The organism is uncultured Fretibacterium sp., from assembly GCF_938040765.1.
Taxonomy (GTDB): Bacteria; Synergistota; Synergistia; order Synergistales; family Aminobacteriaceae; genus CAJPSE01.
Map to the genome: position 1 here is coordinate 1 of NZ_CALIAA010000174.1, position 19,328 is coordinate 19,328.

Here is a 19,328-nt window from a genome sequence, read left to right on the forward strand (position 1 = left end):
CGCCCCGCCCGGGGGACGCGTCCCCCGGGAACCCCGGACGGAACCCGGGGAAACACTGATTCAATCCACGAAGACCCCCATATCTAATGAAAACATCGCAGAAAGGCCCCGAAGAGCTCCGGGTCCGCGCTCATGCGCTCCTCGTAAACCGTGCGGCAGCGCGCCACGTCCGCGGCGATCTGCTCCGTCAGACGCGCGGCATCCGGAAAGCGCCGCTCGGGCCTGAGCCGCTCCAGGAAGAACACGGCCAGCTCCGCCCCATAGAGGTCCCCCTCGAAGTCCAGGATGAAGACCTCGGCGCGCCGCTCACGGACGTCGTCGAAGGTCGGGTTGCGGCCTACCGAGAGAGCGCCGCAGCGCCAGCCCCCCCGGGCGATCAGGGACACGGCATAGACGCCGTCGGCCGGAAGCGTCCTCGGTCCTCCGATGTTCAGGTTCGCCGTCGGGTATCCCAGCCTGCGCCCCCGCTCGTCCCCGTGCAGGACGTCCGTCCGGAGGAACCAGGGGTACCCCAGGTCGGCCGCGGCGCCCGAGACGTCCCCCCGCCGCACCCGGCTGCGGATCGCGGAGCTGGAGATTTTTCCCCCACCCTCGCCTTCCAGCAGGTCCTCCGCGAAGAACGCCGCTCCGTCCTCGCGGCAGAACGACTCGAGGAGGGACGCCGACCCCCTCCCCTCGAACCCGAACCGAAAATCCCTGCCCACGACGATGCCCTCCACGTCCGTCAGGCGTTTCAGCTCCACCCAGAAATCGCGGGGGGAGAGGTTCCTCAGGCGCTCGTCGAACGGGAGGACGATCAGGTGCGGGATCCCCAGGACACACCGGATGAGCTCCCATTCTCCCGAGTTGAAGAGGGTCGAGCGCATCGTCCCCAACACGAGCCCCGGGTGCGGGGAGAAGGTCGCGACCCCCCAGTCCGTGCCCATGGAACACGCCATGGACCGGGCCCGGCCCAGAAGGCGGACGTGCCCGCGATGGAAACCGTCGAAGGCCCCCAGGACCAGGATCATGTCCCCTCCGCCTCATCCCGAACGGAGATGTTGGCCCGGGGCCTCAGCAGAATCTCTCCCGCGCCCTTCTCCCCGGCCTCCCTGTCGACAAAGCCGATCATCCCGGCCCCCTCGACGCACAGGCCGCCCGCGAGCCCCACGGTCCCGGGGACATAGCGGCCGGCCTCCCGCAGGGGCACGGGAAGGCCGTTCCGAAGGCGCGCCTCCGCCCGCTCCGTCAGGAGGATCCGGTGGAAGGGGGCGACGGCCTCCCTCGGGGAGCGCAGCGGCACGCCGGGGTCCGGGGGGAAGGACAGGGCCTCCGAGACGAGGAAGGGGCCGATCGAGAGGCGGCGCAGGGCCTCGATGTGAGCGCCGCAGCCCAGCCTGGCCCCGATGTCCCGCGCGAGGCTGCGGATATAGGTGCCCCTGCCGCAGACGACCTCGATCTCGACGCAGCCGTCCGCCAAAGCGGAGCGGCGGACGCTCTCCATCATCACCGGCCGCTCCGGCAGGGCTCCGCCCCGCCCGGAACGGGCCAGACGGTGCGAGGGTTCCCCGTTCACCTTCAGGGCGGAGATCTCGGGGGGCCGCTGCATCCTCATGCCCCAGAAGGAGGGCAGGATCCGGTCGAGGGCGGCCTCGTCCGCGCAGGCGGCGTCGCCGCGGAAGACCACCTTGCCGGTTCGGTCGCAGGTGTCCGTCTCCGCCCCCAGGCGCACCGACGCCCTGTAGACCTTGGGAAGCCGCATCACGTAGTCCGAGAGGCGCGTCGCGGACCCCACGAGGACGACCAGGAGCCCCGAAGCCGTGGAGTCCAGGGTGCCGGCATGCCCGACGCGCGTGCCCCTGCCGAAGGCCCGCCGCACCCGGGCGACGCAGTCCGTGCTCCGGACGCCCTCCGGCTTGTCAATGAGCAGCAGCCCATTCGGCATGGCGTTCTTCCAATGCGGACCGAACCTTTCGCACGACGTCCTTCACGGTGCCCTCCAGGGTCGCCCCGGCGGCCCTGGGGTGCCCGCCCCCTCCGAGACTCCGGGCGACGACCGCGGCCGGGACCATGCCCTCCTCGGAACGGAAGCTGATCTTGACCCGCCCCGGCTCCAGCTCGGAGAGGAGCATGGCGAAGCGGATCCCACGGATCGTCAGCAGCTGATTGACCAGCCCCTCGGTGTCCGCGGCCTGAGAACCCGTCCCGGCGAAGTCGCCGTGCGAGAGCCACGACAGGGAGAACTCCCCGTCCTTCCCCCAGACCTCGATGCGGGAGAGGGCCTGCGCCCAGAGCGCCATGGCCTTCAGCGATCGGTTGTGGTAGATATGCGCCTCGATCCGCGACGGGTCCACCCCCAGCTCCAGGAGGTCCGCCGCCATGCGGTGAGCCCGCGGCGTCGTGTTGCTGAACATGAAGGCCCCGGTGTCCGTGACGAGCCCGGTGTACAGGCTCTCGGCGATCGTCGCCGTCACCGTCCAGCCCTCCGCCCTGAAAAGGCGGTACAGGAGCTCCGTGGTCGAGGAGCAGGAGGGGTCGACGCAGTTCAGGGTCCCGTATCGGGAGTTGTCCTCGTGGTGGTCCAAGTTCAGGACGACCGTCCCCGGAGCGCGGCCCCCGACGCCCCGGACCCCGCGCTCCTCGTTCGAGGAGTCCAGAAAGACGTAGAGCTCCCCCGTATCGTCAAAGGCGAGCTCCTCGCGGAAAAGGTATTCGTCCGTGTGGGGCAGGAAGCGGTAGGGCAGGGGAAGCGACGCGTCGGGTCCCATCCAGCGCACCCGGCGCCCCAGAAGCACGCCGGCCTCGAAGAGCGCCGACGCCGAACCGACGGCGTCCCCGTCGGCCTTCTGGTGGATGAACAGCGTCCAGCGGGGGAACGCCCTCAGAAGTGCGGACACCTCGGAAAAACAGGGCGCGGAACGCTCAGTCATCCGTCTCCTCCTCCGAACCGCCCTCCTGCCCGGGAAGGGAGTCGAGCCCCAGGCGATGCAGGATCCCGTCGATCCTCTCCCCATAGTCCACGCTCCGGTCCGGGACGAAATCCAGGGCCGGGATATGGCGCAGGGTCAGGACCTGGCCCAGCAGGGTCCGAAGCACCCCCTTCACACACTGGAGCTCCTCCTGGAGGGCGGCGCGCCGGTCCGGGTCCACGGCGGTGAAGAACACCCGCGCGTGTTCCAGGTCCCGGGAACATTCCACGCCCGTGATGATGGCGTCCTTCACGGCCTCGTTCTTGATGCGGTGCTCCAGCAGAAGGGCGATCTCCCGCTGAAGCTGCTTGTTGATTCGCGCCATGCGAAACGTCCCCAAACCCCTTCACCCCTTTATTCCTTCCGATCCCGCCGCCCCGTTCGGTTTACAGACTGCGCTTCTCCTCGACGACCTCGTAGACCTCCAGGACGTCGCCGACCTCGAAGTCCTGGAACCCCTCGAGCGCGATGCCGCAGTCGAACCCCGCCTTGACCTCGCGGGCCTCGTCCTTGAAGTGGCGGAGCGTCGCGATGCCGCCGTCCCAGATGACGATCCCCGCGCGCACGACGCGCACCCGCGCGTTGCGGCGGACCAGCCCCTGCATGACGTGGCAGCCGGCGATCTTGCCCGCCTTCGGGATCTTGAAGATCTCCCGGATCTCCACCTCGCCCAGGCGCTCCTCCCTGAGGTTGGGCTTCAGGAGCCCGCTCATCGCGGCCTTGACGTCGTCAATGACGTCGTAGATGATGTTGTAGGTCCGGATCTCCACCCCGCTCACCTCGGCGGCCCGCCTGGCGTTGGCGTCCGGTCGGACGTTGAAGCCGACGATGACCGCGTTGGAGGTCGAGGCCAGCATCACGTCGGACTCCGCGATGCGCCCGACGCCCCGGTGCACGATGGTGACCCCCACCTCGTTGGTCGCCAGCTTCTCGAGGGAGGCGGCCAGGGCCTCCAGGGAGCCCTGCACGTCGCACTTCACCACAAGGCTGAGCTGCGGGATCTGCCCCGCCTGCATCTGGGCGTAGAGGTCCTCCAGGGACGCCCGCTTCGAAGGGGCCCCCGCGTCCCGCTCGCGGGCGCGGCTGTCCGCCAGGGCGCTGCGCGCCTCCCGCTCGCTCTTCACGACGGTGAAGGTCTCCCCGGGCTGCGGGACCTCGTCCAGGCCCAGGATCTCCGCGGGGATGCTCGGGCCGGCCTTCTTGATCGGCTTGCCCGCCCAGTCGAACAGGGCCCTGACCTTTCCCCACGCCGAGCCGAAGAGGACGATGTCGCCGCGCTGCAGCGTGCCCTGCTGCACGATGACGGTCGCCACGGGGCCCTTGCCCTTGTCCAGCTGGGCCTCCACGACGACGCCCGACGGGGACGCCCCGGGGTTCCCCTTCAGCTCCTGCATCTCCGCGACCAGGAGCACCATCTCCAGAAGCTGGGGGATGCCGTCGCCCGTCTTGGCGGAGACGTCCACCATCACCACGTCGCCGCCCCACTCCTCCGGGACCAAGCCGACGTCCGAGAGCTGCTGGCGGACGCGGTCCGGCTTGGCCGTGGGCTTGTCCACCTTGTTCACCGCCACCACGATCGGGACCTTCGCCGCCTTCACGTGATCGATCGCCTCCCGCGTCTGGGGCATGACCCCGTCGTCGGCGGCCACGACCAGGATGACGATGTCCGTCACGCTCGCGCCCCGCGCGCGCATCGCCGTAAAGGCCTCGTGTCCGGGGGTGTCCAGGAAGACGATCGGCTTCTTGTCGTGCGTGACGATGTAGGCGCCGATATGCTGCGTGATCCCCCCGGCCTCCTGCGCGGTCACGTTGGCGTGGCGGATCTGGTCCAGCAGCGTCGTCTTCCCGTGGTCCACGTGCCCCATGACCGTGACGATGGGAGGACGCTCCGTCAGGACGGCCGGCTGCCCCGCGGGCTTGGGCTTCGCGTCCCGTTTCGGCCCCTTCCCGGCCTCCCCCTTCCCCTCGGCCTCAGGCTTCTCCTCAGGCCGAAGGACGAACTCCACCCCGAAGGCCCCCGAGAGGACCTCCCGAACCTTAGCGTCGGCGGACGCGGTCGCGGGGACCATCAGGCCGGCCTTCATCAGGGCCTTCACCGCCTCCGCGCTGGAAACCCCGATCTTCTCCGCCGCGGCCTTGATCGTGGCCCGTTCCCCGATCTCGACCGTCCTCCTCCCGTCCCCGCCGGCCCCGGCCTCCGGCTTCGCCCCGCCCGCCGGAGAGGACAGGGCGTCCTCCACCAGCTGAGCGGTCTCGCCGTCGATGGAGCTCATGTGCGTCTTCACCTCGACGCCCAGATCCTGCAGCACCTTCATCAGGTCCTTGTTGCTCTTCCCCAGCATCTTCGCCAATTCATAAACCCGTATTCTGTTGTTCAAGGGCACGTCCCCCTTCCCCAAGCAAGACCTTTATCCTATCCGCCAGGCCGCTCCGGCCCGGCAGGGCAATCACCTGTACGCGCCCCGTCCCCAGGGCCAGGGACAGCCGCTCGACGCTCAAGGGCGCGCGAATATGCGTATGGGCCCGCGCGCCGGCCGAGGCCAGCCTGTCAGCGAACTCCAGCACGGACGCGGAACAGTCCTCCGCGGTCAGGAGCAGCAGGGGGCCCCTGCCGCACTGCGATTGTACACTATCCGAGCCGACGAGGACCATCCCCGCCCTGCGGGAGAGCCCGAGCAGGGCGCAGATCTCGTGCAGACGCTCCTCCGGATCGGCGTGTGCCGTGCCCTCCTCCTCGATGCGGCGCTCCAGCTCCGCGTAGCAGGATTCGGGGACCGCCGTCCTGAGCGCACGGGCGAGAGCGCCGCTCTTCCTCGCCCTCTCCAGGCACTCCCGCCTCGCGCAGAGATAGGCGCCGCGGCCGGGGAGTTTGCCGCGCTCGTCCACCACGACCGAGCCGTCAGGGGAGCGGACAACGCGGATCAGGGCCCTCCTGGGCGACTCCTCCCGGCACCCGACGCAGGTCCGGGGTTTTTGCCGCGGGCCCGGCTGGCTCACGCTACTCGTCCTCCACGATGTCGTGGAAGATGTCCTGCAGCGTCGGCATGCGTTCGACCTCGAGGGCGTCGATGTCGATCTTCCAGCCCGTCAGGCGCGCCGCCAGCCGGACGTTCTGTCCCGCCTTGCCGATGGCCAGGGAAAGCTGGTCGGGATAGACGTACGCCCGGACCGCATGCTCCTGATCGAGCACCGGCTCGACCCTGGCGACCTTGGCGGGCGAGAGGGCGTTGCGGATGTACACCAGGGGATCGCCGCTCCAGATGATGACGTCGATCTTCTCGCCCATCAGCTCCTTGCTGATCGCCTTGATCCTCGCCCCGGCATTGCCCACGCACGCCCCGACCGGGTCGACGTTGGCGTCCAGGGTCATCAGGGCCACCTTGGCGCGCGCCCCCCCCTCCCGGACGATGTTGCGGATCTCGATCACCCCGTCCTGCACCTCCGGGATCTCGAGCTCCATCAGCTTCCTGAGAAGGCCCGGGTGCGTCCGGGATACGACGATCCTGGGGCCCCGCGTCATCTGCCGGACATCCAGGACGTAGAACTTCATGTAGTCTCCGGGGACGTATTTCTCCCCGGGGATCCGCTCCTTGCGCGGCAGGATGGCCTCGGTGCGCTCGTTGAGGCGCACCAGGACCTGGTCGTTCTCCGACTTGAAGACCACGCCGGTCATCATCTCCCCGACCTTGTCGGAGAACTCGTCGTAGATCACCTGGCGCTCGGCGTCCTTCAGGCGCTGAATGATCACCTGGCGGGCGGTCTGGGCGGCGATCCGCCCGAAGTCGCCGGGGTTCTTCTCCAGCCGCAGGACGTCGCCCAGCGCGGCGTCCTCGTATCCCAGCCTTCGGGCGTCCTCGAGCGTGATCTCCGTGTCGGGGGACTCCAGCGTCTCCACGACGGTGCGCAGCTCGCTGACCACGACATCGCCGGTCTCAAAGTCCACGAGGACCTCGGCCTCCTGGTTGCCGCCCTGATATTTTTTGTAGGCGGAGATCAGAGCCGCCTCAAGACTCGATACGATCAGCTCCTGAGACAGATTGCGATCCTTGGCGATCTGGCTCAGAGCCCTCACAAACTCGCGCCCCAGCTGCATCTAAAGTTCCTCCTCACGATGTTTCCCGTTGTCCTCGCCCGTCCGGGGTCCTCCGTCGGATCCGGACCTCCCGCCCTTCTTATGCTTTTTCGGGGCCTGCGGTTCGAACCCCCGGAAGACCAGCGAGCCGCTCCTGATGTTGCCGAACGGGACGGCGATCTCGCGCTCCTCGTCGGGCACGAACAGGACCACCGAGTCCTCGTCCGCCGACAGGATCTCCCCCGTCAGGCCCTTGCGCCCCCCCATGGGCTCGGTGAGGCGGATGCGCGCCTCCCGTCCCCGAAAGCGCGCGTAATGCTCCGGCGTGAAGAGCGGACGCTCCACCCCCGGAGAACTGACCTCGAGATAGTAGCGCCCCTCGAGCTCCGGGATGTCGTTCTCGTCCAGGAAGCGATTGACCGCCCGCGACACCGTCTCGCAGTCGGAAACGGCGATCCCCCCCAGGGAATCGATGAGGACACGGACCCTCCGCTGCGCGGAATCCGTCCCGACGCCGACGTGAACGCACTCGTACCCCAAACGCTCGACCAGCTCGCGGATGGGCCGTTCCAGAGACTCCATCCGACACATCGTTCCCCCGCCCTCCAAAGGCCACACGCTCCTCTCCACAGCGCGATGCGACGCCTGCGAAATACAGTAAAATCCAAAGAAAAAGGAGCGGGCACAGGCCCACTCCTTCGGCAATTTCTATCGAAGTGCCCTCAGTATACACGAGCGTGAGGACAAAAGCAAGGACGGACAGGGCGGCGAAGCCGTGCCGCCTCGCGGAAGGCGGTCGCCTGCTGCGCCGAACAGCAACAACTGTGTTGCCGTTCGACATAAGCGAACGACACAGCATCCGCGGGCAGAAGCCCGCGGATAAGCAGAAAGCCAGCGAGGAACGAGCTGTGCGAATCGCTCAGGGGCTTTACCAGAGCTGGTCGCCTGCCGGCGTCGATAGCGCGGCAACGGTGCCGCGCATCGACGTAAGCGAACGACACGCCCCGCGAGGCTAGCGCCTCGCGGAAGGCGGTCGCCTGCTTAACGGACCAGCTGCCTCTGCTCGGGAACTATGCCTTTCTCCTCAAAAGGAAGAGGGCTGCAAGAGCCAAGGCCATTCCTCCGAATCCCGCGTCGCCCCTGAAGGGACTAGCTGCTTTTATTCAGAAGGCTATGCCTTTCTCCTCAAAAGGAAGAGAGCTGCAAGAGTCAGTGCCAATCCGCCGAATCCCGCGTCGCAGCCGCCGCCGCCCTTCTTGCCGGAGCCTTTCTTGTCCGAGACCGTGAGGGTGAAGGTCACCGGGGCGCTGGTGCCCGTTCCCGCGCTGTTCCTGGACGAGGCGGTCACCGTAATCTCGCTCGTCCCCAAGGCCCTCGCCGCCATCAGGATCGATTTGCCGTCAGCCGCCACGTCCGCGGAGGCGACGCCGGGGTTCGAGGAGGAGACCGTGAGCCTGTAGTCCATCTCCGCCGGGACGCCCGCCAGGCTGACGACGACTTCCGGCTTGACCGTCCGGGTGGTGTTGGTCTTCATGGTGACGCCGCTCAGGGCCTTGACGGTAACCTCAGGGACGGGAAGCGGCGTGGTGCCCACGCGAATCTTGAGCGAGACCGTGGAGGACACGGTCGTGTTGCCCGCGGCGTCCCAGCCGTGCGCCCTGGCGTAGAGGATGGCGTCGCCCGTCCTCAGGGCCGAGACGACGCCGGAGGCGTCAACCGAGATGACCCCTGCATCGCTGACGGACCACTCGATCCCGTCCTTGTAGGCTCGGATGTTCCGGGTGGCGTCGGCCGGATGAACCCCGGCCGTATACGGCGCCGTCGTGCCCAGCTGGATGTAGGGGCTCCCCTTGAGGTCGACGCTCGCTATGGGGATGGGACTCAGCTCGAACGCGCCCGCGTCCAGCCCCAGGAGCTGGGGACGCTTGGCCCCCCGCTCGTCCACGTCGGGGAAGCCTGCGGAGCCCTCCGGGATCAGATCGCGCGCGACGTTTCCGGACAGGCTGGAGAGCTTGAGCACCCGCGCTCCATCCATGGACACGAGGGCCAGAGGGATGGTGAAAAACACGTCCGCCGAGCTGACGGAGGTGTGGTTGCCCTGGGCCGAGCCGAAGGAGGCCGGCGCGTTCGTCTGTCCGATCACGTTGTAGCGCCCGCTGCCGAAGACGCTTCCGCCGGAGTCCGCGTAGACGTCGGCGCCCTGCGCCAGCCCGCCTCGCTCCGCGTTGCCGGTGACGATGGACCCCGCGAAACTGACGGCGCCAAGGAGAACGGCGACGCCCCCGCCTCGCTCCGCACTGTTGCCCGCGATCGTGCAGTTCAGGAACGTCGTCGAGTCAAGCCTGGTCCCGGCCACGCACACAGCGCCGCCGCGGCTGCCCGCATCGTTGTTGAAGAACGTGCAGTTCGCGAAGTCCGCCTTCGCGTCCCCCTCGATATTCACCGCTCCGCCGTTTCCGGAGAAGGACTTGCCACCCGTGAAGGTGATTCGGTCGAACCCCACCGTCCCCCCCGTGACGCTGAAGAGGCGCGTCGAGCTCCCCTTCACGGTCGCACCGCCGCCTCTTATCATGAGCGGGGAGGAGATGTTCACCTCCGAGGTGAGCGTGATGACCCCCACCCCGGCGCCGACCTGAATTTCGTCGAGATCGACGGTCGCGTTCGCATCCAGGACGGCCTGCCGCAGCGAGCCCGGCCCGCTGTCCGCGTTCGTCGTCACCGTGAACGTCGCAGCGTCCGAGTTCCCCGCAAGTAGCAGGACGGCGGCGATGAGGCAGACGACAATCCTCAAAAGACCTTTCTTCCGTATCGACATGGACAAAACCCCTTTCTTTCCGAGTTACGGAACAAACCCAACGACAAAAACAAGCGCCCCGCCCCCTCGCGCGGAGCGCCCCGCTATTATACCGTCGTAACAGCGCAATCGTAATCTTCTTCGGCCGGACGCGAACAATATAGGCATTTTCGGCAAAGTTCGAACGCGCCTTTTTATATAAAGAAAGCAGGCTTGTAGTAAAATGAATGTCGATGAAAAACCGAACGCGGAATCGGCGTTTTCGCAGAGGACCTCTGTGAAAACTTTTTGTGCTTTTTGCGTTTGGAGGTTTCGTGTTCTTCGTGTTTTTGGTTGGGTTGGGGGTTCTTTTCCGGGAGGTTTCCGGACGGTCCGGGACGCCCGGGGCAAGTATTCGAGGAGGGGTTTCAGAAATGGCAAAGAGGCACTGGAAAACTATGGACGGAAACGCGGCGGCGGCGCACGTCGCCTACGCGTTCTCCGAGGTCGCGGCGATCTATCCCATCACGCCGTCGTCGACCATGCCCGAGCTGATCGACGAGTGGGCGGCTCACGGGCGCAAAAACATCTTCGGGCAGACCGTCAAGGTCACGGAGCTCCAGTCCGAGGGGGGCGCCGCGGGCGCCGTGCACGGGGCCCTGTCGGCGGGAGCGCTGGCCACCACGTTCACGGCGTCCCAGGGGCTGCTGCTGATGATACCCAACATGTTCAAGATCGCGGGAGAGCTGATGCCGTGCGTCTTCCACGTCTCGGCCCGGGCCATCGCGGGGCACGCCCTCTCCATCTTCGGCGACCACAGCGACGTCATGTCCGCGCGCATGACGGGGTTTGCGATGCTCGCCGCCGGGAGCGTCCAGGAGACCATGGACCTGGCCGCCGTCGCGCACCTCTCGACCCTCAGGACGAGCGTTCCCTTCCTGCACTTCTTCGACGGCTTCCGCACCTCCCACGAGATCCAGAAGATCGACGCGCTCGACTACGACGATCTCGCCGGGCTGGTGGACTATGACGCCATCGACATGTTCCGCTCGCGGGCCATGAGGCCCGAGAACCCCTTCCAGAAGGGGACGGCGCAGAACCCGGACATCTTCTTCCAGGCCAAGGAGGCGTCGCAGCCCTTCTACGAGGACATCCCCGACGTCGTCGAGGGCTACATGCAGGAGATCAAGAAGCTCACGGGGCGCAGCTATCACCCCTTCACGTACTACGGCGCGCCGGACGCGAAGCACGTCATCGTCGCGATGGGATCCGTCTGCCAGGCCATCGAGGAGACCGTCGACTACCTGAACGCACGGGGCAAAAAGGTCGGGGTGGTCGAGGTGCACCTGTACCGTCCCTTCTCCCCGAAATACTTCTTCCGCGTGCTGCCCTCCACCGTCGAGGCCATCGCGGTTCTGGACCGCTGCAAGGAGCCCGGCTCCCTGGGCGAGCCCCTCTATGAGGACGTCCGCACCCTGTTCTTCGACAAGGGCGGCTCCGCGCCCCGGATCGTCGGCGGCCGCTACGGGCTGGGTTCCAAGGACACGACCCCCAGCCACATCAAGACCGTATTCGACAACCTCGAGCTCTACGAGCCCCGCAACCGCTTCACCATCGGCATCGTCGACGACGTCAGCGACAGCTCCCTGCCCGTTCTGGAGGACGTCGAGGCCGCGGCCGAGGGAACGGTCTGCTGCAAGTTCTGGGGGCTGGGCTCCGACGGCACCGTCGGGGCCAACAAGAACTCCATCAAAATAATCGGCGACCACACGGATCTCTACGCCCAGGGCTACTTTGCCTACGACTCCAAGAAGTCCGGCGGCATCACGGTGTCGCACCTGCGCTTCGGCAGGTCCCCGATCAAGTCCACCTATCTCATCGACGCGGCCAACTTCATCGCCTGCCACAAGCAGGAGTACGTCCATCAATACAACGTCGCCTCGGGGCTCAAGAAGGGCGGGACGTTCCTGCTCAACACGCAGTGGACGACGCTCGAGCAGCTCGAGGAGCACCTTCCCGCCAAGCTCAAGCGCCAGCTCGCAAAGCAGGAAGCGAAGTTCTACGTCATCAACGCCGTGGACGAGGCGGAGAAGCTGGGGCTTGGCAACCGCACCAACACGATCATGCAGTCCGCGTTCTTCAAGCTGGCGAACGTCATCCCGATCGAGGACGCCGTGAAGTACATGAAGGACGCCATCGAGAAGTCCTACGGCAAGAAGGGCGAGAACGTCGTGAAGATGAACCACGCCGCGGTCGACACCGGGCTGGACAACATTATCGAGATCAAGATCCCGGCGTCCTGGCTCGAGGCCCCGGACAAGACGGTGGAGAAGCGCGGGATGCCCTCGGAGGTCCCGGAGTTCGCGTCGGAGCAGTGCGCCACGATCAACGCGCAGGAAGGCGACAGCCTGCCCGTGAGCGCCTTCGTCGGCCGCGAGGACGGCAGCTTCCCGTCCGGGACCGCAGCCTTCGAGAAGCGCGGCGTCGCCGTGAACGTGCCCGAGTGGAAGAGCGAAAAGTGCATCCAGTGCAACCAGTGCGCCATGGTGTGCCCGCACGCCTCGATCCGCCCCTTCCTGCTGGACGCGGACGAGCAGGCCGCGGCCCCCGAGGGGTTCGGCGCCGTCGACTGCAAGGGTAAGGCCCTCAAGGACGCCGGCTACAAGTACAAGATACAGGTCGATCCGCTGGACTGCATGGGCTGCGGGAACTGCGCGGACATCTGCCCCGCCAGCGCCCTGGAGATGAAGCCCATCGCCACTCAGGACGGCGAGATCGACAACTGGACCTTCGCCATCGAGAACGTCCAGGACAAGGAGAACGCGGGCAGCAAGTTCACCGTTCAGGGCAGCCAGTTCCAGCGCCCGCTGCTGGAGTTCAGCGGCGCCTGCTCGGGCTGCGGCGAGACGCCCTACACCAAGCTGATCACCCAGCTGTTCGGCGACCGCATGATCATCGCCAACGCCACGGGCTGTTCCTCCATCTGGGGCGGTTCGGCGCCCAGCATGCCCTACACGACCAATGCCAAGGGGCGTGGACCTGCGTGGGCGAACTCCCTCTTCGAGGACAACGCCGAGTACGGATTCGGGATGAAGCTCTCGCTCAACGTGATGGTGGGCTATCTGGTCGAGGCCATGGAGAACCTGCTGAAGCTGGACATCCCCCAGGAGGACAAGGCCGTGCTTCAGGAGTGGCTGGACACCCACGAGGACGGCGAGAAATCCCGCGAGTCGGCCGCCAGGGTCGAGGAGCTGCTGGACAAGATGTTCTGCTGCTCCTGCGGCGAGTGCGGCTGCGACGACGAGGCGGTGCTCCGCGAGTACGCGCAGATCGAGCAGTTCCGGGACTACCTGGTCAAGAAGTCCGTCTGGATCTTCGGCGGCGACGGCTGGGCCTACGACATCGGCTACGGCGGGCTCGACCACGTGCTGGGCAGCGGGGAGGACGTCAACATCCTGGTGATGGACACCGAGGTCTACTCCAACACGGGCGGCCAGTCCTCCAAGTCCACGCCGACGGCCGCCATCGCCAAGTTCGCGGCAAGCGGCAAACGCGTGCGCAAGAAGGACCTGGGGCGCATGGCCATGACCTACGGGCACGTCTACGTCGCGCAGGTCGCGATGGGGGCGGACAAGAACCAGCTGCTCAAGGCCCTGGCCGAGGCCGAGGCCCACAAGGGTCCGTCTCTGGTGATCGCCTACGCGCCCTGCATCAACCACGGCATCAAGGCGGGCATGGGCAAGACCCAGGCTCAGAGCAAGAAGGCCGTCGAGGCGGGGTACTGGCACCTGTACCGCTACAACCCCGAGCTGGCCGAGCAGGGCAAGAACCCCTTCATCCTCGACTCCAAGGAGCCGAAGGCCAGCTATCGGGACTTCCTGCTGAGCGAGGTGCGCTACGCGGCCCTGAAGCAGGGCTTCCCGGACCTCGCCGACGCGCTCTTCGATCAGGCGGAGAAGGAGGCCAGGGAGCGCTACGAGGCCTACAAGGCGCTGGCGGAGATGGGCCCTCAGCCCATCAAGGCGTAACGGGGCAGGGTATTCTCTGAAAACTTTGATCGAAAGACCGGGCCGGGGAGAAACCTCCCCGGCCTTTTCTCTCCTCGGGCAGGGCTCTCGCGAACCGACATCCCCCTCCTCCCCGCTACGCTTTCCTTGAGTATGGAGGAAACGATGAGCTGAAAGGACGACAGGGCTGCGGTCGCCCCTCTCCGCACCGAGCGATGCGCCCTGAGCTATAATAAGGGAATGGAAATCCGTTAGGGGGTCTTTCATCTTGAGGACGATCAAGCTGCTTCTGTTGGTGTTTCTGGCGCTTCTGGCGAAGGGAGGCTTCTCCCTGCCCCTCGCCGCATCCGCCCTTTGGGCCGCCGATTTCGAGTTTCGGGGAGCGATCGAGCCCACGGACGACACCTCGCGCCTCCTGGCCTATTACGTGAACCGCTTCGCCCCGGAGGAGCTCTCGCTCTCGGTCGTGGGGCAGCCGGACGCCACGGGGCGTTTCCACGACCTCTTCATGGACCTGAAGGGCGTCAGGATCGAGGACGTCCGCATCGACAGGCTGACCTTCCGCATGAACGACGTCCAGTTCAACGCGCCGGAGAATTGGGTCTCCGGGGACGTCGAGTGCCGGGATGCCCTTCAGATCTATGCGGCGTGCCGCATCCTCGAGGAGGACATCAACAAGGGCCTGGAGGCCCAGACCTTCGGCAAGGACGACCACTGGAAGAACATCACGCTCGCCATCACGCCCTCCGGGCTCAAGGGCAGGGGGACGTATCTGGCCAAGGTCCTGTTCGTCACATTGGACATCCTGATAGAGATCGACAGCAAGCTGAAGATCGTCAACCACAAGGAGCTTTGGCTGGACGGGCCCCAGGTGCGCATCAACAAGCTGGACCTGCCCGAATACATCACGAACAAGGCGCTGTCGCAGATTCAGCCCCTGCTGGACCTCGCCCGGTTTCCCCTGCCCCTGAAGCTCCACACCGTCACGTTGGAGCAGGGGTCGGCGCTGCTCTCCACGCGCCTTCCCCCGCAGCCGGTCGAGCAGGGCGCCACATACCACTACCTGGCACGCTGACCGCGTTCCTTTTATTCATTCCATCTTTCCATGTACGGAATCGACCGCAAGCGTTACCTTTGGGTGATCCTGTCGGCCCTGCTGCAGGGGCTTCTGTTGGGGCAGTACGCCGTAACCCGGAGCGGGCCCTTTCTGGCCCTGCCCCTGCCCCTGCTGACCGTCCTCCCCTTCGCCTTCTGGCTGGCCCAGGAGCACTGGGGAAGGCGGCTCAAGCGCTTTTTGGGAGGGCTCACCCTCGTGCTCTCGACCTTCTGCGCCTACAGGCTCTGGTCCCTCTATCCGCCCGACGGCATGTTCCTCTCCATGCCCTCCCAGAGCATGGACCTGCTGAGGATCTGCATGGCCGCCTTCCTGCTTCTGCCCTTCTTCCAGTGCCGCATTGCGACCTGGAGCTGGCACGTCCCCTACTCCGACGTCTTCTTCCAGCTCTGCCGCAACGTGTTTCTGCTGTTCCAGGCCGCCATCATGACCGTGGTCTTCTGGGCGCTGCTCCTCACCGCCAGCCTGCTCTTCGACATCGTCGGGCTGGCGTTCGTGCCGGGCATTCTGTTCCACCCGCTCGTGGCGGCGCCCCTGACGAGCCTCACGGTCGCCCTCTCCATCACCCTGGCGCTCAAGCACCCCGGCATCGATTCCCTGGGGCGCTGGATCCTGTCCATCCTGGCCTGGCTCCTGCCCCCATTTTCGGCCCTCTCCTTCGTTTTCATCGCCTGCCTGCCCTACTCCGGGCTCAAGACCCTCTGGAGCACCGGCCAGGCCAGCTCTCTGATGCTGCTCCTCCAGCTGGGCACCATCCTGCTTGCCAACGCCGCGTGGCTCGACGGAACCCGGTCTCCCTTCAACAACCGGGCCGTCGGGGCCCTGGCGAAGGTCTCCCTGCTCTGCCTTCCCGCCTACACGGCGCTCTGCCTCTATTCGCTGGGACTGAGGATTCAACAGTACGGGCTTTCGGTCGACCGCATCCACGCCGCATTCCTGGTGGTCGTGACGGGCATCTGGGGCCTTGGCTACGCGGGCGCCGTCCTGCTGCGGCAATGGCCGTCCGCGATCGGACGCATCAACATCGCCTCGGTTCTGATTCTGTCCGTGCTTGTCGTGGCGATGAACTCCCCGCTCCTGGACCCCTACCGCCTGGCCGCGAACAACCAGGTGGACCGCCTGCTGGGCGGCCAGATCGCCCCTGCCGACTTCGACTACCTCTACCTGCGCTTCAGCCTCGGGCGCTACGGCAAATATGCCCTGATACGGCTGCGGGAGGCCGCGCACCCCCGAGCGGACGCCATCCGGCGGCGCATCGAGGCCGCCATGAGGGTGGATCCCCTGGCACACTGGAGGGACGTGCGCAGCGGCACGGTTCCCGAATCGCAAAGGCGCGACATCCTGCACAACGCCGCCGTCTACCCGGCCGGGCGCAGGCTCTCCCCGGAACTGGTCGAGCGCCTGATCCGGCTCTGGGAGGGGGACGACGGCGTGCTGCGGTCCCTGCACCGCAGCTCCGACGCGGTCTTTGTGTTCGAGGACGTCCTGACCGAAGGGGAAAACGGCGGGGAGGCCCTCCTGATAATCCAGACCGGGGCCGGACTCGTCCTGGAGGTCGCCTCCGGAGAGCCGCACGTCGCGGGATTCTTTCAGGGCGACTTTTCCCCGGAGGGGCTGTCCTCCCGGGACGTATCCGTTGCGGAACCGCAGTTCAGGGACGTGACGATCCGGGGGGACCGGTACCGCATCCTGCCCTGGCCGGGAAGCCAAACGGCAAGATAGGCCAAAAGCGTATCGGCGAGCCGCGTCGTCACTCGCCGATACGGATCTCCCCTGTGGAGAAAAGCGCCGCCTTGCCGGCCAGCCGGACTCTGTCTCCCGCCATCCGGCAGTAAAGGGTCCCTCCGCGTTTCGAGGCCTGGTAGGCCACGATGTCCTCTTTCCGAAGCGTTCTGCTCCAGTACGGAACGATGTGGCAGTGGCCGGAACCGCACACGGGATCCTCGGAAACCCCGAGCTTCGGGGCGAAGCTGCGGGACACGCAGTCCGTGTCCCGCCCCCGCGCCGTCGCATGCAGGAGCAGCCCGTCCAGCGCCGCGACCCTCTCCATGTCGGGGGTCATGTTCCTCACCGTTCCCTCGTCGTCGAAGACGCACAGCAGGTCCCTGGCCCTGTAGGCCTCCTTCGGCTCGGCGCCCATCGCCTCGGTCATGCGGGCCGTCACGGCGACCGGCTTCAGGTCGTAAGCGGGAAAGTCCATCTCGTAAAGCTCGCCGCGTCTTTCCACGGTCAATTTTCCGCTCAGGGTATCGAAGATGACGCTCTCTCTGCCCCTGTCGACGAAGTTCATCAGGACGAAGGCCGAGGCCAGCGTCGCATGGCCGCACAGGTCGATCTCCCCGCCCGGCGTGAACCAGCGAAGATGGTACCCCCCCGACTCCGGGACGACGAACGCGCTCTCGGAAAGATTGTTCTCCACCGCGATATTCCGCATCGTCCCATCCGGCAGCCACCGGTCCATGACACAGACGGCGGCAGGGTTGCCCGCGAACACCCTGTCGGTAAACGCATCCACCACATACTGCTTCATTGTTGTTTCCTCCTTTTATTTCCTGGCTGGCTCGCCAAGTCAGATGCAACAAGCAAATTGAAAAATTGAAGGAGATGCTTGAATTATAAATTCAATGATTTTTGTAGGACAGCGTCGTTTCAAGGGTAAAAATATGGTAAATTACCATCACGAGCAGTTTGAGAGGAACATAAAAATTCAATTAGGGAAGAAAAGTACAGGGGACATGACATTTTCGGCCAAAGGAGGTACGCCATGATAGTGGAAGATGGCGAACGGACCTATGAGCTCAGCGCAAAGACGGATTTGTGGACCGGCGACGCCGATAGAGAACCCAACCGCCTCATCACCACCGGCCTGCTGGGGTCCATCCGCTGGTGGTTCGAGGTGCTGGTGCGCGGCCTGGATGGTCACGCCTGTGATCCGACAGGGAAACAATGCGAAGGCCGCAACCATTGTGTCGTCTGCGAGCTGTTTGGCTGCACCGGCTGGGCCCGGAAGTTCCGATTCGAGGTTCTGGACAAAGACGGCAACGTCCAGGCGGCTCAGATTGAGAAAGAGCACAATTTCAGCCTTCGCTTCACTCCCCTCCGTCCGATTCGCGTTGAGGAGTGGAGCCTCCTTGACGCAACGCTCCACCTGATCGCCGAATACGGGGCCATCGGCGGCAAGACGGTGTTCAAGCCGAGCGACGAATCCGGTCGGGAAAACGAACCACACCACAGAGATTTTGGTTTGATCGATATCGTCTCGTCGCCATCATCCGTTCAAGCACCTCATGATGACCTGAAAAAATACCTGTCGCAATGGCAGAAACTTGATCACGGTGACTTCGCCTGGGCTTCATTACGGCACTTCTGGTGCGTGAACGGGCAAACTTTGACTCGACAGGGCAACAACACCAGTTCATTTAATCGTGTCATCAAGCGCCCAGAGCCCAAGCAGCAAAGCAGTCAGGGCGATTCCTGGCTCGCTGGATACCGACCGAAACCGAATCCAAGAAGGAAGATTGAGGCTGAGAGCAAAAAGGTTTTCAGCTTCAAGAAGCCCGCAAGGACCTTCGGTTTCGTAAAACCCGGACTGATCGAATTTGAAGAAATGAGAAAACGTCTGGAGGATGTTTGGGGGCAGGACGGCTGGCAATTTCTCACCGGGGACGCGATCCTCGGCCAGCTATTCCGGAAGGGGGAAAAACAGGCATGACCTTCGATTACTACGCCTTCCTGGACAAAAACGAAGCGTCCAAGAATCCAGAGAACGCGACCGATCTCGTCGACCTGGGGGATAGGTGTCTGCTCCGAGCTTGGCATGACAAGAAGAAGGATGAGGCACGTCAAGACTACATGCAGCAGGCGGTCGCTCAGGAACGGAAACACTCTTTTCTCTCGGATCTTCATCTCGAACCAGACTATACCCGTGCATTTTTACCGGAGCCCGACTGGTTCGCCATCGACGTTTCCTTCAGGCTCACATCCCCCTGGTACTCGAAGGATGATCGCCCCCTCCACGTGCTGGACAATCCGGTTCGCAAGGACCGGGTCTTCGGGATGCCGTTCATGTCCGCGACCTCCTGGAAGGGGCTTCTTCGATGGGCCTGCAGGATGCAGGCAGGCTTGTCCGAGCATCTCGAAAAGCACGACATGAGGATGGAGGGCTGGCAGGACCCCTCCTGGATCCTTCACCTCTTCGGCAACGAGAGAGGAGAGGACGAACGGTTCCGATCCGGGGCCCTCGTCTGCCATCCGACCTGGTTCGACAAGGTCAACTTTGAGATGATCAACCCCCATGACCGTGCCCGCCGGGCCGGAACCCAGCCCATTTACTACGAGGTCGTCCCTGCCGGAACGGAAGGGAAACTGCGGCTGCTCTACGCCCCCCTGCCGGGAGAGCGCGAACGCGACCAGA

Annotated in this window: 15 protein-coding genes; 5 read left to right on the plus strand and 10 right to left on the minus strand. The window is 65.3% G+C overall.

The window, feature by feature from the left end; genetic code table 11:
• Window positions 1–83: 83 nt before the first annotated feature.
• The 9 genes from Q0176_RS06100 to Q0176_RS06140 all read right to left on the minus strand — a co-directional run bounded on the left by Q0176_RS06100 (window position 84) and on the right by Q0176_RS06140 (window position 9,835).
• Entirely contained in the window at window positions 84–1,010 is a 927-nt protein-coding gene (locus Q0176_RS06100; protein ID WP_299300271.1) for a riboflavin kinase, read from the minus strand.
• On the minus strand, window positions 1,007–1,924 hold the full coding sequence (gene truB / locus Q0176_RS06105; RefSeq protein ID WP_299300273.1) for a tRNA pseudouridine(55) synthase TruB: 918 nt from the start codon (window positions 1,922–1,924) through the stop codon (window positions 1,007–1,009). The genes Q0176_RS06100 and truB overlap by 4 nt, the downstream gene beginning before the upstream one ends.
• A complete protein-coding gene (locus Q0176_RS06110; RefSeq protein ID WP_299300275.1) occupies window positions 1,899–2,909 on the minus strand; it encodes a bifunctional oligoribonuclease/PAP phosphatase NrnA in 1,011 nt (336 codons plus the stop codon). The genes truB and Q0176_RS06110 overlap by 26 nt, the downstream gene beginning before the upstream one ends.
• Window positions 2,902–3,273: a 30S ribosome-binding factor RbfA gene (gene rbfA / locus Q0176_RS06115; RefSeq protein ID WP_299300277.1), complete on the minus strand. Its 372-nt coding sequence runs from the start codon at window positions 3,271–3,273 to the stop codon at window positions 2,902–2,904. Before rbfA ends, Q0176_RS06110 begins: the two co-directional genes overlap by 8 nt.
• Before the next feature lie 61 nt (window positions 3,274–3,334).
• The gene (infB, locus tag Q0176_RS06120) at window positions 3,335–5,263 is read right to left on the minus strand and encodes a translation initiation factor IF-2 (protein ID WP_299300299.1); all 1,929 of its coding nucleotides are present in this window, start codon (window positions 5,261–5,263) and stop codon (window positions 3,335–3,337) included.
• A gap of 37 nt (window positions 5,264–5,300) precedes the next feature.
• Window positions 5,301–5,945, minus strand: a complete 645-nt coding sequence (locus Q0176_RS06125) for a YlxR family protein (RefSeq protein WP_299300279.1) — start codon at window positions 5,943–5,945, stop codon at window positions 5,301–5,303.
• A gap of 1 nt (window position 5,946) precedes the next feature.
• Window positions 5,947–7,041, minus strand: a complete 1,095-nt coding sequence (nusA, locus tag Q0176_RS06130; protein ID WP_299300281.1) for a transcription termination factor NusA — start codon at window positions 7,039–7,041, stop codon at window positions 5,947–5,949.
• On the minus strand, window positions 7,042–7,611 hold the full coding sequence (gene rimP / locus Q0176_RS06135; RefSeq protein ID WP_299300283.1) for a ribosome maturation factor RimP: 570 nt from the start codon (window positions 7,609–7,611) through the stop codon (window positions 7,042–7,044). It abuts the gene before it with no gap.
• A gap of 580 nt (window positions 7,612–8,191) precedes the next feature.
• Window positions 8,192–9,835 (minus strand): hypothetical protein, encoded by a 1,644-nt coding sequence (locus Q0176_RS06140; RefSeq protein ID WP_299300285.1) that lies wholly within the window; start codon window positions 9,833–9,835, stop codon window positions 8,192–8,194.
• A gap of 392 nt (window positions 9,836–10,227) precedes the next feature.
• On the opposite strand from Q0176_RS06140, the gene nifJ reads away from it, so the two are divergent.
• The 3 genes from nifJ to Q0176_RS06155 all read left to right on the plus strand — a co-directional run bounded on the left by nifJ (window position 10,228) and on the right by Q0176_RS06155 (window position 16,636).
• Window positions 10,228–13,821, plus strand: a complete 3,594-nt coding sequence (gene nifJ / locus Q0176_RS06145) for a pyruvate:ferredoxin (flavodoxin) oxidoreductase (RefSeq protein WP_299300287.1) — start codon at window positions 10,228–10,230, stop codon at window positions 13,819–13,821.
• A 247-nt stretch (window positions 13,822–14,068) separates the two neighbouring features.
• Window positions 14,069–14,875 (plus strand): DUF2993 domain-containing protein, encoded by an 807-nt coding sequence (locus Q0176_RS06150; protein ID WP_299300289.1) that lies wholly within the window; start codon window positions 14,069–14,071, stop codon window positions 14,873–14,875.
• A gap of 30 nt (window positions 14,876–14,905) precedes the next feature.
• On the plus strand, window positions 14,906–16,636 hold the full coding sequence (locus tag Q0176_RS06155; RefSeq protein WP_299300291.1) for a DUF4153 domain-containing protein: 1,731 nt from the start codon (window positions 14,906–14,908) through the stop codon (window positions 16,634–16,636).
• 28 nt (window positions 16,637–16,664) lie between these two features.
• On the opposite strand, the gene Q0176_RS06160 is transcribed toward Q0176_RS06155, so the two are convergent.
• Window positions 16,665–17,444, minus strand: coding sequence for a PhzF family phenazine biosynthesis protein (locus Q0176_RS06160; RefSeq protein WP_299300293.1), 780 nt, complete (start codon window positions 17,442–17,444; stop codon window positions 16,665–16,667).
• Between the two features lie 234 nt (window positions 17,445–17,678).
• On the opposite strand from Q0176_RS06160, the gene cmr1 reads away from it, so the two are divergent.
• Both cmr1 and Q0176_RS06170 read left to right on the plus strand, forming a co-directional pair.
• Complete coding sequence (cmr1, locus tag Q0176_RS06165) at window positions 17,679–18,626, plus strand: type III-B CRISPR module RAMP protein Cmr1 (RefSeq protein ID WP_299300295.1); 948 nt, start codon at window positions 17,679–17,681, stop codon at window positions 18,624–18,626.
• Window positions 18,623–19,328 (plus strand): RAMP superfamily CRISPR-associated protein (locus Q0176_RS06170; RefSeq protein WP_299300297.1); only part of this gene is annotated, 706 nt, incomplete at its 3' end. The genes cmr1 and Q0176_RS06170, both read left to right, overlap by 4 nt.